This is a genomic window from Vibrio sp. Isolate32, from assembly GCF_022397955.1.
Lineage (GTDB): Bacteria > Pseudomonadota > Gammaproteobacteria > Enterobacterales > Vibrionaceae > Vibrio.
The window spans coordinates 40,470-54,487 of the sequence record NZ_JAKEUQ010000018.1; the positions used below are offsets into that span (position 1 = coordinate 40,470).

Annotated in this window: 11 protein-coding genes, 2 tRNA genes and 1 pseudogene; 5 read left to right on the forward strand and 9 right to left on the reverse strand. The window is 41.8% G+C overall.

Features of this window, described 5'->3' with window-relative positions; translation table 11 throughout:
- Positions 1-204: 204 nt before the first annotated feature.
- The 4 genes from L1D11_RS14145 to L1D11_RS14160 are packed head-to-tail and all read right to left on the reverse strand — an operon-like array spanning position 205 to position 6,642.
- Positions 205-1,050 carry a hypothetical protein gene (locus tag L1D11_RS14145; RefSeq protein ID WP_239831828.1) on the reverse strand — a complete coding sequence of 282 codons (846 nt, stop codon included), beginning with the start codon at positions 1,048-1,050 and terminating at the stop codon, positions 205-207.
- On the reverse strand, positions 1,047-2,345 hold the full coding sequence (locus tag L1D11_RS14150; RefSeq protein ID WP_239831827.1) for a hypothetical protein: 1,299 nt from the start codon (positions 2,343-2,345) through the stop codon (positions 1,047-1,049). Before L1D11_RS14150 ends, L1D11_RS14145 begins: the two co-directional genes overlap by 4 nt.
- On the reverse strand, positions 2,345-2,983 hold the full coding sequence (locus L1D11_RS14155) for a hypothetical protein (protein WP_239831826.1): 639 nt from the start codon (positions 2,981-2,983) through the stop codon (positions 2,345-2,347). The genes L1D11_RS14150 and L1D11_RS14155 overlap by 1 nt, the downstream gene beginning before the upstream one ends.
- Positions 2,980-6,642, reverse strand: coding sequence for an ATP-binding protein (locus tag L1D11_RS14160; RefSeq protein ID WP_275666899.1), 3,663 nt, complete (start codon positions 6,640-6,642; stop codon positions 2,980-2,982). The genes L1D11_RS14155 and L1D11_RS14160 overlap by 4 nt, the downstream gene beginning before the upstream one ends.
- 218 nt (positions 6,643-6,860) lie before the next feature.
- On the opposite strand from L1D11_RS14160, the gene L1D11_RS14165 reads away from it, so the two are divergent.
- On the forward strand, positions 6,861-7,715 hold the full coding sequence (locus L1D11_RS14165; RefSeq protein ID WP_239831824.1) for a WYL domain-containing protein: 855 nt from the start codon (positions 6,861-6,863) through the stop codon (positions 7,713-7,715).
- 201 nt (positions 7,716-7,916) lie between these two features.
- Here L1D11_RS14165 and L1D11_RS14170 read toward each other — a convergent pair whose 3' ends face one another.
- Positions 7,917-8,147 (reverse strand): helix-turn-helix transcriptional regulator, encoded by a 231-nt coding sequence (locus L1D11_RS14170; protein WP_102393890.1) that lies wholly within the window; start codon positions 8,145-8,147, stop codon positions 7,917-7,919.
- Between the two features lie 100 nt (positions 8,148-8,247).
- On the opposite strand from L1D11_RS14170, the gene L1D11_RS14175 reads away from it, so the two are divergent.
- Together L1D11_RS14175 and L1D11_RS14180 are read left to right on the forward strand one after the other, a co-directional pair.
- Positions 8,248-8,484 carry a hypothetical protein gene (locus L1D11_RS14175; RefSeq protein WP_102321027.1) on the forward strand — a complete coding sequence of 79 codons (237 nt, stop codon included), beginning with the start codon at positions 8,248-8,250 and terminating at the stop codon, positions 8,482-8,484.
- Positions 8,477-9,688 (forward strand): DUF3596 domain-containing protein, encoded by a 1,212-nt coding sequence (locus L1D11_RS14180; RefSeq protein WP_239831823.1) that lies wholly within the window; start codon positions 8,477-8,479, stop codon positions 9,686-9,688. The genes L1D11_RS14175 and L1D11_RS14180 overlap by 8 nt, the downstream gene beginning before the upstream one ends.
- Before the next feature lie 866 nt (positions 9,689-10,554).
- On the opposite strand, the gene L1D11_RS14185 is transcribed toward L1D11_RS14180, so the two are convergent.
- The 3 genes from L1D11_RS14185 to L1D11_RS14195 form a co-directional block, all read right to left on the reverse strand.
- Positions 10,555-10,631: transfer RNA gene (locus L1D11_RS14185), tRNA-Val, on the reverse strand.
- Positions 10,632-10,701: 70 nt separating this feature from the next.
- Positions 10,702-10,778: transfer RNA gene (locus L1D11_RS14190), tRNA-Val, on the reverse strand.
- A 168-nt stretch (positions 10,779-10,946) separates the two neighbouring features.
- Positions 10,947-11,609, reverse strand: coding sequence for a DUF2726 domain-containing protein (locus L1D11_RS14195; RefSeq protein ID WP_239831822.1), 663 nt, complete (start codon positions 11,607-11,609; stop codon positions 10,947-10,949).
- A gap of 261 nt (positions 11,610-11,870) precedes the next feature.
- On the opposite strand from L1D11_RS14195, the pseudogene L1D11_RS14200 reads away from it, so the two are divergent.
- Positions 11,871-12,061 (forward strand): annotated as a pseudogene (locus tag L1D11_RS14200) (hypothetical protein).
- Positions 12,062-12,337: 276 nt separating this feature from the next.
- Positions 12,338-13,444 carry a M20/M25/M40 family metallo-hydrolase gene (locus L1D11_RS14205; protein ID WP_239831821.1) on the forward strand — a complete coding sequence of 369 codons (1,107 nt, stop codon included), beginning with the start codon at positions 12,338-12,340 and terminating at the stop codon, positions 13,442-13,444.
- A 108-nt stretch (positions 13,445-13,552) separates the two neighbouring features.
- Here L1D11_RS14205 and L1D11_RS14210 read toward each other — a convergent pair whose 3' ends face one another.
- Positions 13,553-13,975 carry a DUF3859 domain-containing protein gene (locus L1D11_RS14210; protein WP_239831820.1) on the reverse strand — a complete coding sequence of 141 codons (423 nt, stop codon included), beginning with the start codon at positions 13,973-13,975 and terminating at the stop codon, positions 13,553-13,555.
- Between the last annotated feature and the right edge of the window lie 43 nt (positions 13,976-14,018).

Genomic DNA, 14,018 nt, shown 5'->3' on the forward strand with positions numbered 1-14,018 from the left:
GAATTGATAAAGCTCCAATTTTAGGCGCTTTTTACGTGCCTTAAGATAAGGAAATATCCAAATGATCGAGCATTTTAAAAAAGCCACAAAATTCGTTTAATCTTTATAAATAATTCAGTGGCTAGATCAGCAGCACCTAACAGTCTTGTAGGCACTCTGCATGAGCTTCACAACATTTGATTGATTACCCCAGGGTAAAGGTGACTAAATTTGATGTAACCTTACGGCTATTTGATTTGCCATGATTGACTCTTGGGTTATCCCTTTTTCCAGTTCAGACATTATGGACTCTAACTTAGGGGGGATAATTTTTGAGACTCGATTCCAGTCTTGGTATTGGTCCGCAAATAGCTCTGAGCGGCCATGTTCTTTGAGAGTATCTGTTGATAAATTAGGTAGCAGCATATAAGTCGCTCCCGATGATAAAGCTAAAGAAATACCTTTAGGATCGGTATCAAACCAAGCTATAAGCTCTACGCCTGGAAAAGCCAACGCAATTTCTTTTGATATTACTCCCGTGTCCTTGTCTCCTCGGTAAACAATAAGAGGATTAGGCTCTATGTCGGTTTGTACTAATCTAAACTTAGAGAATGCTTCATAGTTTTCAACAATTACAATTTGGCTGTGCTCAATGCTCGTCAAATGGCTTAGAGCTACCTCAATGTTCATACCCTCTTGTAATTCATACGATTTGCCATTTATGTTCGTGGACAAAATCCCATAAACTTTAATGACCTTGTCTTTGACAGGACTTGAGCTTAACTTCTCGTTAGGAAAGAACTGAGCCATATCCGTTCGAGAATTAGGGATGAGATCAGTTAAAAGATCAAAACCAGATTGCTCTTTAATCACCTTCCTAATTTGACGTATATCTCTAGGCGTCAGCTGCAAATGTTCTCCTCTGGCGCTCCCAACACTAAAGTCGCGATGAAAAGTATCAAACACGCCACTCAGCGCTACACTGGCACCTTCATTAACCTTCGCAGGAGAGAACAGTTGCTTTAACCGATTTAAATCACTACCCGTTATATCATCAATAATTCTACTCACACTTTCCTCGCTATAGACACATCTTCTAAGTGAAGGTTGCCGTAACCTATATTGCTACCTTTTGCTAAATAGGTATAAGACCCGATAGGCTCAACGGTAAAGCCTTTGCTATCTTCGGGAAGCATTGAACTATGGAAATTAAGCACGCTAAATAACCACACGTCTTTAGCGCAAGTGAGCTGGTCAAGATCTTCCGGTAAGTCACTATTGATTTGCTCGTAATACTCCAAAGCGGAAATGCTGGTTTTTCCCTTACCAATAAAGGCTTCAGCAAAAAAGGTATCGCAATGTGAATCAATGTCCGCTTCAATCAGCTCTTGTATTTCAACATCAAGAGTTAATTCTCGGCGCTCAGCTTCTTCAACAACCGGAAGCTCTTCTTGTTCGGCGGGCTGTGCCGTAATTTTTTCAACAATATCGGCCAATTCCGGCTCTTGGTCCATATCATCAGGATTTGGGTGATGCGCAAATTGTATAGGCTCAGAAAGCCAAAACATCGGTATACCATCATGCTTTGCTACCTCATCAGGCAAGATCAAATCGTCACTTGGTGTCCAGTGTGGTTCTTGATCAATAAACCGATCAAAGGCATTGATCAGGTCCTTATCACGCTCGCGGTTACGATACTTCAGCATCAAAGCTCGGAGTTGAATTAGGATAGATCCGAGCTCTTGTTGGCAACTACGAATCGCACTGTGCATTTCAGCACAAAACAAGGTGTTGAGCTCTGAGTTATCTCTAGCCATTTCACTCAACAACTTAAAAGAGAAAGCTTTCATGCCAGTAACAAGCTTTTCAGCTTGCTCTATAGCAACTTGGTTCTCTTTTTGTTTTTGAGCGAGCGTATGGCCATAGCCAAAATCATAACTGATACGGTTTCTTAAGCGGCGACAAGACTCTTGCAAGTCCATTGTGATTTCATAAACCACACCTTCAAGGCTATTAAACCTATCCGCCTCTTGTTCTCTTTTGCCATTTAATTTAGCTTCCAGGTATTCTTGCGCTAAGCCCTGAATTTCTGGAATGCGCTCAGCATGTTGAGTCCCGAGAAATGAACTTGCTTCCGTTTCAAGGAAGTAGTTCATCAATGCTTCCATCTTAGGGTGCACGCGGTAGCCGCGGCTTGTCACGATAACAACACGGGCTTCTTTTAATTTACGTAGGTCATTGGCGTTTTCATGAGTTTCACGTATCGTGCCATTTTCAAAAACATGCGTTAATGTGTCCTTTGCTTGGCTGATTAAGCGAAGCATGTGGTTAATGCCACCATGTTTCCCATTGTTTTGAGGACTCATCAAAAGTTGAACTCCCCTTGGTTCTCGTTTGCTTTGTTAACTGTCTCAACGATCTTTTCATGCGTATCGATGAAATCGAGCACCTCGTAAACAAAGTCTAATTTTCCCGTCATCACATAGAGTTGGCGCTCTTTGTTTACTAAATGAGCCACCCCTTCTTTAACCAGAAATTCAACAACCACATTTAGTTTATCAGCTGCACTGTCACGCACTTTTTTTCGACTCACTTTTGGAAGTCGATAAATACTATCGAGTTTCTCCATCAAGCTAGGAGACGATTGGATTTGCGCACTCAGCACAGGCACATTTAACTCATCACCACCAACCATCACTGCTTCAACTTGAGCAGCCTCACTGACTGTCGCCACGAACTTAACCACAGGTCGAATGATACCGTGTACATTACTCATCAACGCGGTGACCTGACGACGATTGTGGTCGTCGATATTTTTATAAGTCACATAATAAGCGCTGGTTCTGCTCGTACATTGGAGCTCGCGGCCCATAAAAGTCAACGCTTGATTGATTTCTCGGCGTGTACGATCCTCTTTAAGCGTCTTGTAAGCTTCACGATCCGTTGCTGGGCAGATAAAGCAACCACTAAGTAGAGATTCTAGGACTTGTGATACTGGCTTCATGCTTCTACTCCTGTGCTAGTTTCAGCGGCTTTAGCTAACGCAAGTTTGCTTACTTTAGGTTTGTTGAAAATGTTCTTGTAAGGCGTTAAGTGATACAGATACTTAAATAGGTTGGCCGTACGATTATTGCCATCGGGTTGAGCCGCAATAACATTGAAGTTATGTGCCCCCATCATTTTGAGCAGTTTGGCTTGGTTTTCTGCCGTCAGCTTACCAATCTCGTCGGTTGGGTAAGTTATTGATAGTCGACTTGCTCCACGTTGTTGTGTCAGTAGTGCTAAATACAACATGGATTGAATGAGCAAGTTCGTACCATTACTGGCCAAATCACGCATATCTTTATCTGTTTTGGCCGTTTTACGCTGGTTGTTCTCGATGACTTCAAATTTGATATCAAACAGCTCAGTAGGCTTCTTAACTTTCTCGGCACTAATATGGTACGTCAGTGTATTTAAAGCGTTGAAAAACTCTTTGGTTGGTAGCTCAGCAGATCCCGTTTTGTCCCACTCTTCGTAAATCTCAGAGAAGTTGATAATATCTTGCCAACCTTGCAGTTTGGAAAGTGAACTCTCAACGTTAATGTCAATAGAACCAACCACCGAGAACGTGTTATTGAGTTTTACTTGTTCAGAGATATTACGACCAAGTTTTTTAATATCACGATCGAAGCCAAGTAACCGATGCTTGAAGTCAACGAGCATACGGCCCATGTTGACCGCGCTTTCAATTGTTATGCTGGTCACCTGAGGAATAATGTCATTCATGATGATTTCTAGAACATCTATTCGCTTAGAGTCACTAGCAACAATATCCTCTGTAATGGTGTTTCGGCTGCTTTCATTCCAGAAACGATACAGCTCCCCGTCACCAAGGTTGAGAGTGATAGTTTCCATCTGTTGTATATCTTTTTTACGTAGCTTAGTAAGCCTCTCTAACTCCGGGAGTTTGCTCTCCACATCACTCAATAGTGAATTTAAATCGCTGTTATAATCGAGCGCTTCTTGGCTGCCTTCTTCGCCCTCAAACATCACATAGTTAGTTAGGCGAGAGATTGCACTGTCAGCTCGCTGTTTGTGGTTTCTCAAGATAGAAAGCTTCTCATCAAACTCTTTTTTGGTTCGATGTGCTTTGGCTCTCAACTCTTTCAGTTTAATTTCAAAAGATTCAATCTCTTGATGCTCCGTTTCAAGTTCTTTAACCTTAGTATTGCGATCGTCACGTCTCTTAGGATCATCCACTTCATAAACAGCAAGCCATATCTCGTATTCTTTGATTTTATGAGACTTCACTTTTAAGTTTTTGATCTCATTATCAAGCAATTCAATTTCTTCTTTGTAGCGTTGATAGATTTCACCGCTAATACCTTGATCACTCAACCGCTGTTCATATTCCGTTTTGATGCGCTGTTTGTCCTCGCCTAACGTCAGAGTACTTTTTTCCAGTAATTCATTTATAGCTCCGATCGTGAGATCAAGTGATGATTCAACATTGCTAATTTGAGTAAGCCTGTCGTTGTTTAGCTCTAATTTTGCCTCTTCAAAACGTTCAAGCGTCACTGAGATTTCCTGCTCAATCAGGGCTATAGCTTTCTCAATCGATTTGATGCTTATATTAATTTTTTCGATTAAGCCCTCTTTTGCACGGGCAATCTCTATTTTCTTGTTATAAAGGTTAACCTTCGTTTGTGTTAGGTCACCCTCAGTGTTTCGCAGCTCATTGCGTTGTCGTGACAACTCAAGCGCTGACTGCTTAACATCAGAGTCATTTTTCAAAATGTGCTTATTGAAATCGGCCTCTGCGTCTTCAAGCTCACCGATAAGGTCCATCAATTGAGCCTGCTCTTCCACATCAGCTTTGTTGGTGACACTACAATCAGCTAGGTTGCTCGTATCGATGTATAAATCGTACATAGAACCCGAATCTTCAGTCATCGATGGTGTGAGTGTCGTGTCCATCAAAAGCTCATCGGTAAGAACACGACCAAGTGGAGAGCTTTGCCATCCCTGTCGATTAGCTTCCAAGAACGAGTACAAGGTTCCTGAGTCTGGGTCTAATCGGTTACTGACCACTTTGAATCTGGCTTCGGCATCGCGCATATTTCGACGAGTGGCCTCTAACCTTTCGAGTAGCTTCTCACGTTTAGTTTGTAAGTTGGCTCCTGCCTTCTCGCTCACAGTTGTCGTGTGTTTTAGCGTGTCTACTTGTTCTTGCAATCTGTCTTTCTCAGACTCCAACAGCTCTCTCTGTTCAATGAGAAGCTCATCAATATCTGGGTTCTTTAGTCGCTGTTTTTGAGTGGCAAGTTCAGCTTTATGTTCCATGAGAGCCTGGGATTTATCCGCTGTAAAACTCGTATGGGTTTGGGTCAGTTCCTTTAACTGTGGCTGATATACATCGTCTATCTTGTCTTTTTTAACCTTGCACTCTTTTTCGGCATCAAGTTTTTGCTCTGTTAGGTCAGACTTTTCTTTGTTGAACTTACTAACAAGGCTTTGTTTGTCTTTCTCATACTTTGCTTTGGCATCATTTATCTTAGTTTCAAGATCGGCGTAACTTTGTCTTTGTTGTGCCACCCTGTCTTCCATTTCTGGCAATTGCTTAAGCTTAACGGACAGCTCTGGATAACCACTATTTTCGTATGTTAGAAGCTTGCTGTGATGTACTTCGATCTCAGAGTTAATACTTGTGATAGAGCGTTGAAGAGCGCTCTTTTGAACCTCTTTATCAAGCTTATCTTGATTAATTTCGCCAATCTGCTTGTCGCTGTTTTCAAGAAAATCTGAGCGCTCGAGTTCGGTTTTCTTAAGAGATTCATCAAGGCTTTCAGACGCATCACGAATGGTTATTAAGGCACTTGCGAGCTGAGTGGTTAGATAGGCAATCTGCTTATTGTTCGCAATAGCTTCAATGAACGCTTCTTTTTTGGCTAGGAACGCTGTTAGGCCGTTGTAGTCATCACACCATTGTTCAATTCTGTTTGCATCCACACCAAACTCTAATGTGCTATTTCCTTGCTCGAGGATATCCAGGAAAAGCGCCTTTGTGTCGGCCATATTGAATTCACCTTGAATCAACGCCGCTGTGATTTTTTCAATGTGACGGACATCATGACGACCAGAGCACAAAGAGTAGCTCAGGAACTGGTTGCTCAAATTCCCTGCATTAATGTTTTGGATAATTTCGCGGTACTCTTTGACGCTAGTAATACGCGACTCGTAATCCAAACCGTTGGCGTTCAGCTCCCCAGCCAGCTTTGCACAGCCGATTGCATAAGGCTTTTCTTCGCTATCTTGTTTAATGATCACTGACTGCTCAAACTGACCTTTAACGAAAAGGTACACAATGCCACCTTTAGTACTAAGGTTTCGATAACAAATGACATGAGCAACTTGACCACGAGCAGTAATGTACTCGAAAACAATATAACTGTTGTTGTGTGGTAAATACCATTCTGCAAAGGGCTTATTGACATTCGATTTCCTGACGATCTGCGTGCCAGTCGCTCCATAAAAGAACGGAATGAGCCTTAAAAGTGATGTTTTGCCTTCTCCGTTACCGCCAGTGATCTGAGTGGGAGCGTCAAAAGAATACTCAGAAAACATCTTGTTTTTCTGATAAGAATTTATTGCGATAACTTTGGTCAATCCGGCATACATCATCGTATCTATCTCTAGTTATGTTGTTTTTCTTGACTGAAAATCAACCAGTTTGAATTTGTGGCCACTAAATCAGGTTACAGCTTTCAATACCATCGACTCTCTCACAGTAAAGATTCCTGACTTTTCCTGCCCTTCTCAATATCCATAATAAATATATGTACTTTGTTACTACATGTATATACTGTATACATCAACATGTAACATTTATGAGCACGAACATGAGTCAAGCAGATATCAAATGGGACCAACAAGTACGATTTCGACTAATTGAGATAATTGCTCTTTGGGAGGGTCGACTGACGACAAATCACCTATGTGATGCTTTTCACATAGGGAGACAACAAGCTTCAAGGGATATCAACAAGTACATTAGCTTAACTGACCAAGGTCAATTGATACTGGATAGGACAATTAAAGGCTATAGACCAGCAGACAACTTTAAGCCTTTGTTTACTCAAGGTACTGCTCATGAGTATCTAATCATGCTTCATCAGCAATATAACCAAGAAGAGACCTTTGAGTTCTTTAATTGGGGGGAAGCTCAATCGACCGTATTGAACGTCCCTGAAAGGGCTATATCACCAAGCATTGTTCGAGGATTAATCGCGGCAGCAAGGGCTAACCTTCGCGTCGATATTGACTATGTATCGCTCTCTACACCTGAGGTTCGAGGTCGAATTATTGCGCCTCACAGCTTAGTCTATGATGGGATCAGGTGGCATGTAAGAGCATATTGTGAAGAGAAAAATGAATTTCGAGATTTCGTGTTAAGTCGCTTTAGGAACGAACCTGACTTAATGGATAAGTCACCAAAAATGCGAGAACATGATCATAACTGGAACCATCAAGTTAAGTTAACGATTACACCTAATCCTTACTTGTCTGAACAACAGCAAGTTGTTGTTGCAGACGACTACGCTATGAAAAGCAAGAAGATGGAAATAGTAACTCGTGGAGCTTTAGTCAATTATTACTTGCGACGTATGGGCGTCATACAAGACCAAAAGCTGCTAAAAGAACAACCAGAAGCCTATCAATTGACTGCTCACTTTGACGAAAGTCTACCTAGATAAATCAAGGTTCGTTCGAGACAGCCCGATAAGATTGGTGATGTTCTAGATGGAATATTACCTGTCTACTCGAAACTAGGGCTGACTGTATTTATGGTGTAAAGATCCATGGATAAACGCTCTTTGCTGAATGCTTTAAAACAGCAGCCTACATCTATTGTAAAGTGACGACTAAAAACACCCTACATTTCACTCGATAAGTTTTTAGCTAATATTCCTTTTCTGATACCAAATAACCTCTGACACATCACAATCAAAGTACTGACACAAGGCATCAAGAGTTTTTGTGGTTGTAGTGTACCCTTCATCTCGGATCATTTTCGCCATGGCCGAACGCTGAATACCTATTTCGGCAGCAATTTGAGCTCCAGAGATCTTCCGTCCCTCTTCCGCTGATTTTTTATCTATAAGTTCCTTTAAGTTATATCTAATCACACATCAATTCCTAAAAGATATAATAATGTGTCTTGATAAAACACAAAAGTATGGTTAAGCTGATTTTGTGTCTTGTTAAAACACAAACAATGGAGGTCAAATGGACCAATTATTACTTACAGCAAAAGAGCTTGCAGGTCGTATCAAATTTAGCGCCAACTATATCAATTCGACTCTGCGAGATTCAATTTTCATCGAAGGTAAGCACTACATTCGACCATTCAATGGTAGAAAAATTCTCTACATTTGGGAAGAGGTAGAGGCAGAATTATACCAATCTGCATCACGTAACCTTCAGTATATTCCAATGGCTGGCGGGAGGGTGTGTCATGGGTAGTATCAATTCACGTAGCGGTAAGCTCTATCTCGACTTCCGATATGAAGGTATGCGTTGCCGTGAGCAAACTGCACTGCCTGCAACTCAAGTAAACCAACGCAAGCTACAGAAACTGCTAAATCAAATTGAAGCGGACATTCGCCTGAGTTGTTTTGTATATAGTGAGTACTTCCCTGAGTCTAAGAAAGCTCAAACATTTTTGAAACAAGACATCCAAGCTCAAAAACGCAAACAGGAAGTACTTGGTAATTACAAAACGGCAGTACAAGAGCTACAAGGAATTGAAACTGTCTTGTTCGAAAGCTTCGCACAGGAGTGGTATGACGAAAACGAAGTGCGTTGGAAAGAGAGCTATAAGGACAGTGTGAAGATCTACTTATGGTCGTACCTTGTACCCCACTTCGGGCATTTAGACGTCGCGAAGATCTCTCGACCTGACATCTTAAAGTACCGTGCTTCTTTAGTGAAACCGCGTAACAACGGCAAAAAATTATCTGCCGAGTTCATTAATCATGTCATGACACCACTGCGCATGATTTTGAGCGAAGCCGCAGATCGCTACGATTTTCGTTCGACGTTTGAAAACATCAAACCACTACGTGTTGAACGCACTAATGTAAACCCGTTTGATTTTAACGAAGTGAACTTGTTTTTATCATCGGTACGTTCCGATTTTAAAGATTACTTCACCGTTCGTTTCTTCACCGGAATGCGCACCTCAGAGATCGATGGTCTGAAATGGAAGTACGTAGATTTTGAGCGTGGTTTAATTTCAGTTCGAGAAACGTTTGTACACGGCCGTTCAGACACAACGAAAACGGTGGGTTCAACAAGAGACATTCAAATGTCATCTGTTGTACTTAAAGCTATAAAATCCCAATACAAAGTGACTGGTACTAAGGAGTATGTGTTCTGCAATGCAGCTGGAAACCCTTTAGATAAAGGTAACGTCAGAGACCGAATCTGGAAGCCGACACTTAAAAACTTGGGAATGGAATATCGCCGCCCTTATGAGACTCGACATACGGCTGCAACATTATGGTTAGCAGCCGGAGAAGCACCTGAGTGGATAGCTCGCCAAATGGGCCATACCACTACAAAGATGCTATTCACAGTTTACAGCCGATATATACCAAACCTAACCAGGCAAGACGGCAGTGCTTTTGAAAAGTTATTAGATGCTAATTTAAATGGAGGGAAGTAAATGGCTTATTCACCTCTAGCTATTCACTGCACCAGTTTGTGCTGTGACATTCTTCAGGCTCAGCGTTTTCAGAAAATCTCTCATCAAGATATTGATTAGCTATACGATGAAATTTACGAACTTATCAAGCAACGTACTGAACTGTGGCCAGATAAATTCCATCATGAACATGTCTTTATTGATTCAGTCACGCGCGGTGTACTAAAAGCACTACATCTATGTAAAGACAAACCAAATAATCGAGATGCCAGTTGGCTGTTGATTGCAATGCAATCACGGATCAGTTTTTCTTTGAAGCAATTGCATTAATGAGAGCTACTAAAAAAGGAGCCAAATGAACCCATGTTTATTTGGCTCTTTTCTATTTCCCATTTTTGAACATTTCCATACTCTTCTTGAATCTACCCTCACCTACAACTGGCGCCTAGTTCACCTTGAAATAACTCATCAGCCATCACCCGTTAACAAGAACACTATAATTTATTGCACACCCACTTCACTGGCCGCACAAAGTTAACGTTGATAACTTGAGCCTAAGTTCTATAGTAGTTTTGCATTAACCGTAGTGCTGGACCCTTCAAACCGCACCAGACTCAGATTAACGAGAGCACTCTTTTTAAAAATGTGCTGATGACTATTTCTTAAATGTTCTGTTACTCCCAATTGTAGATGCTTAGAAGGTTGTCACAGCATGGTCACCACGCGGTCACAAATCGAGTTTGAGAGATATGAGTCACTTAGCTCATCCAATAATTATTCAACGGGGAGGCAGACAAGAATGATGCTATTTAAGGTACTTTCCAGAAACTCAGACACAAAAAAGCCCACGCTAGGTGGGCTTTTTGCTTGTTCAGAAAGAACGAATTTGGTGCCCGCTACTGGACTCGAACCAGTGACACCTTGCATGTCATGCAAGTACTCTAACCAACTGAGCTAAGCGGGCGATGTTCTAATTTTTTATTACTACCATTGTGACAAACTCAATAGTTATGCAATAAAAACTAAAGAAGGAATGGTGCGTCCGAGTGAACTCGAATCACCGACCCCCGCCATGTCAAGGCGGTACTCTAACCAACTGAGCTACGGACGCATTCCTTTAGAACGAGGAAGATATTAACGACTGATTTATTGTGGCGCAAGTAGAAATTACACTTGAATCAACCGTTTGCTCTTATTCGCACCAATGCGTTGAATTTTTATACGTGAAACGCAAATAAAGTTGAGTTACATCACACTAAGTAATAAGTATTACTTGACGTTATTCCTCATCTACATCGAATACAACGTTGTAATTTTCGGTATAAGTACAATTGGACTGACGGCTACAAGTGAAGAATCGTCGGCCTTTGTAATCACCTTGGCTTGCCAGTTTAATGATCATCGGGCTGCCACACTTTTTACAGAATCGAACTTCTTTCGATGGCTCGATCAAATCAATGTGCGCTGCCAACAGCCTCTTCAAACGACTCACTTGATAGCTGTGTTTAATTGAAGCACCAATCAATGGTAGGCCTGCTGATTTGCAAACGTGAATCAACAGTTTCTCGCGCTCGACTTTTCCTTTATTGAGCTCTTTACCGTTATCAAGTTCGATGATCACTCGGGGCTCTAACGTTCGCGGGTCGCAAACAACAAAGTCGAAATAGCTACGTGAGATCTTGTTATTGGCGATAAACCAATTCTTCTTGTTGTTCGTCTTAGCAGGAACAAGCACGCTCGACATGCTGACTTTCGCAAACACTTCCCCATGGTTACCCACAGCGGATTTTAGCGCATTATAGAATGTCGCCTGTTGCGCCGACATCAACGCCCCTTTCTTCTGATAAGCATAGTCTTTGGTGTCATCGTGTTTCACCACATACTTTTGAATAAAGTAAAAGAACACAACCAGAACAATTACAACGATAAAGATATTAGTCATTTTCCAACACAATCAAGTCTGTATAGGGATTAAGAGAGTGGCTAGCGTATGTAGAAAAGCATGACCTGGCAAGCAAAAGAGCAAGAGTTGCCAACCAGAATCACGACCTTTGAGCGCATCGCTCAGCGAGATGTCGTTCCTTCGCTAGACACACCTCTCCTATTTTGAGAAGCAAATCATCAATTACACTCTAGATTCATTTACCTAGATTTATGATCAACTAGTCTAAAAAACGTTAGGAAAATATTAATAAGGAAATTGATATGGAACTTAAACAAGACTCCAAGATGTTATACCGATGTATGTGTAGACGGTAAGTGGTTCCACTATGAACACTGCGGAACTCGAGCTTACATGTTAAAAGGTGGGGCTTACGCTGTTATTGAACTAGCAAGAGAACCTTCTATACAGAGGACGAACTGGTTGAAATGCTGCAAGGCGTCGCTAAATAACCCATATAGATAAACTCGATATATTGCTAAGTAAACCGCATCACCAATATCATCGATGTTTTTCAAAGCGATTAAAAATTAAACCCGACAGATATACAGATTAAAATCCTGCTCACTGGTGGATCAGAGTTGATTATTTCTCATTAATTAGAATAATCAGGCAACTTTCTTGATTTAACTCAGACAATCATCTAGCTCATTGGCGTTATAGTGATTTTCCTGTTCCTACCTCCGCGGCGCCTTTTTGAACAAGCGGAAGCATAATGAGAATTAACAATGACCCAAATTAATGAACAACGTCTTGTAGAACATTTCTGCGATCTAGTGAAAATTGATAGTGAATCTCGTAACGAAAAAGCGATTGCTGAAGCTTTGGCTGAGCAACTCGGTGAACTAGGTTTTGAAGTTCACAAACTGGCGGTTCCTGAAGAAGTGTCTAACGGTTTCAACATCTACGCTCGTCTAGATGGCACTCTTCCAGGTAGCACTGTGTTCAGCTGCCACATGGACACAGTAACGCCAGGTATCGGCATTGAGCCAATCATCGAAGACGGTATCATCCGTTCAAAAGGCAACACAATTCTAGGTGGTGACGACAAGTCTGGTATCGCAGCTATCATGGAAGCGGTTCGTTACATCAAAGCTGAAGGCCAAGAGCACAAAACTATCGAGATTGCGTTCACTGTATTCGAAGAAGGCGGTCTGTTCGGCTCTTTGAACTTCGATATGTCTTACATTCAATCTGAGCACGCAATCGTACTTGATACAGGCGGTCCAATTGGCACTATCGTAAACGCGGCGCCTGGCCAGCAGAAGATTGTTGCTAAAATCAAAGGTCGCCCTGCTCACGCTGGTTTAGCGCCAGAAGAAGGCATCAGCGCAATTCAAGTTGCTGCAGACGCAATCACCAAGATGAACCTACTTCGTATCGATGAAGAAACGACAGCAAACGTTGGTATTGTTGAAGGCGGTCAAGCAACTAACATCGTAATGCCAGAGCTTAAAGTCGTGGCTGAAGCACGCTCTCTAAACGGCGAAAAGCTAACGGCTCAAGTTGAACACATGATCTCTACATTCCAAGAAAGTGCTAAGCAATTCGGCGCTGAAGTAGAAATCGAATCAACTCGTGCTTACGATGCATTCGTTATTGCAGACGATCATCCGCACATTCTTTCTATCAAATCGGCGTTTGAGAAGCTTGGCGTAACAGCGAACACTAAACGCACTGGCGGCGGTAGCGATGCAAACAACTTCAACGCAAAAGGCCTGACAACAGTTAACCTTTCTACTGGTATGGCGAAAGTTCACACCACTGAAGAGTACATTGCAGTGAAAGACATGGTCGCAATCACTGAGTTTGTTGTGGCTTACGTAACGCAATAATCGAATCCATTAGTTGGGTCGTCACTTCTATCTAGCACAATGAAAAAAGCCGAGACATCAACACGATGCTCGGCTTTTTGCTATTTAGGTGAACATAGAAGGTCGAACCTAAAACCCTCTACGCTTCCAGAATTGGCCTTCGTCTTTTGCTACCAGGTCGAATGTCTTATCTGCAATGATGTTGCCTTTGAGCTCGACCGTCATACGCCATTTACCAATCTTGTTTGATACTGGCGCCCAGATGGTGTCACCTAAGTAGAAATCCCAGTCGTTGTTACCGACATACTCTTCGCCATCGAACGGTTCGAGCACTTCACCTTCGTCCGTAGTGATGTTCGGGTGATAAATGCAGTAACGGATCTTCTCACCTTTGGCTTTTTTGATATTCAGGATATAGCCAAATTCCACGTCGATTTCAGCATCAACCGTGGTGGTGAACTCTTGGATTTTTGGAAGGTCTTTAGATTTGGAATCCCACGTTGTGTAGATCCCATAAGAAGTCATGTCGACCACAACAGAACGCTTTGCCATTTCAATCGTTACCTTGGAGTTGTTCTATTAATTTAATTCTATT

Excerpts from the sequence above, each read along its gene's own strand:
- L1D11_RS14165 (WP_239831824.1), top strand. The coding sequence starts at position 6,861 with ATGAGTCAAGCAGATATCAAATGGGACCAACAAGTACGATTTCGACTA.
- L1D11_RS14155 (WP_239831826.1), bottom strand. The coding sequence starts at position 2,983 with ATGAAGCCAGTATCACAAGTCCTAGAATCTCTACTTAGTGGTTGCTTT.
- L1D11_RS14180 (WP_239831823.1), top strand. The coding sequence starts at position 8,477 with ATGGGTAGTATCAATTCACGTAGCGGTAAGCTCTATCTCGACTTCCGA.
- L1D11_RS14160 (WP_275666899.1), bottom strand. The coding sequence starts at position 6,642 with ATGATGTATGCCGGATTGACCAAAGTTATCGCAATAAATTCTTATCAG.
- L1D11_RS14175 (WP_102321027.1), top strand. The coding sequence starts at position 8,248 with ATGGACCAATTATTACTTACAGCAAAAGAGCTTGCAGGTCGTATCAAA.
- L1D11_RS14150 (WP_239831827.1), bottom strand. The coding sequence starts at position 2,345 with ATGAGTCCTCAAAACAATGGGAAACATGGTGGCATTAACCACATGCTT.
- L1D11_RS14195 (WP_239831822.1), bottom strand. The coding sequence starts at position 11,609 with ATGACTAATATCTTTATCGTTGTAATTGTTCTGGTTGTGTTCTTTTAC.
- L1D11_RS14210 (WP_239831820.1), bottom strand. The coding sequence starts at position 13,975 with ATGGCAAAGCGTTCTGTTGTGGTCGACATGACTTCTTATGGGATCTAC.
- L1D11_RS14205 (WP_239831821.1), top strand. The coding sequence starts at position 12,338 with ATGACCCAAATTAATGAACAACGTCTTGTAGAACATTTCTGCGATCTA.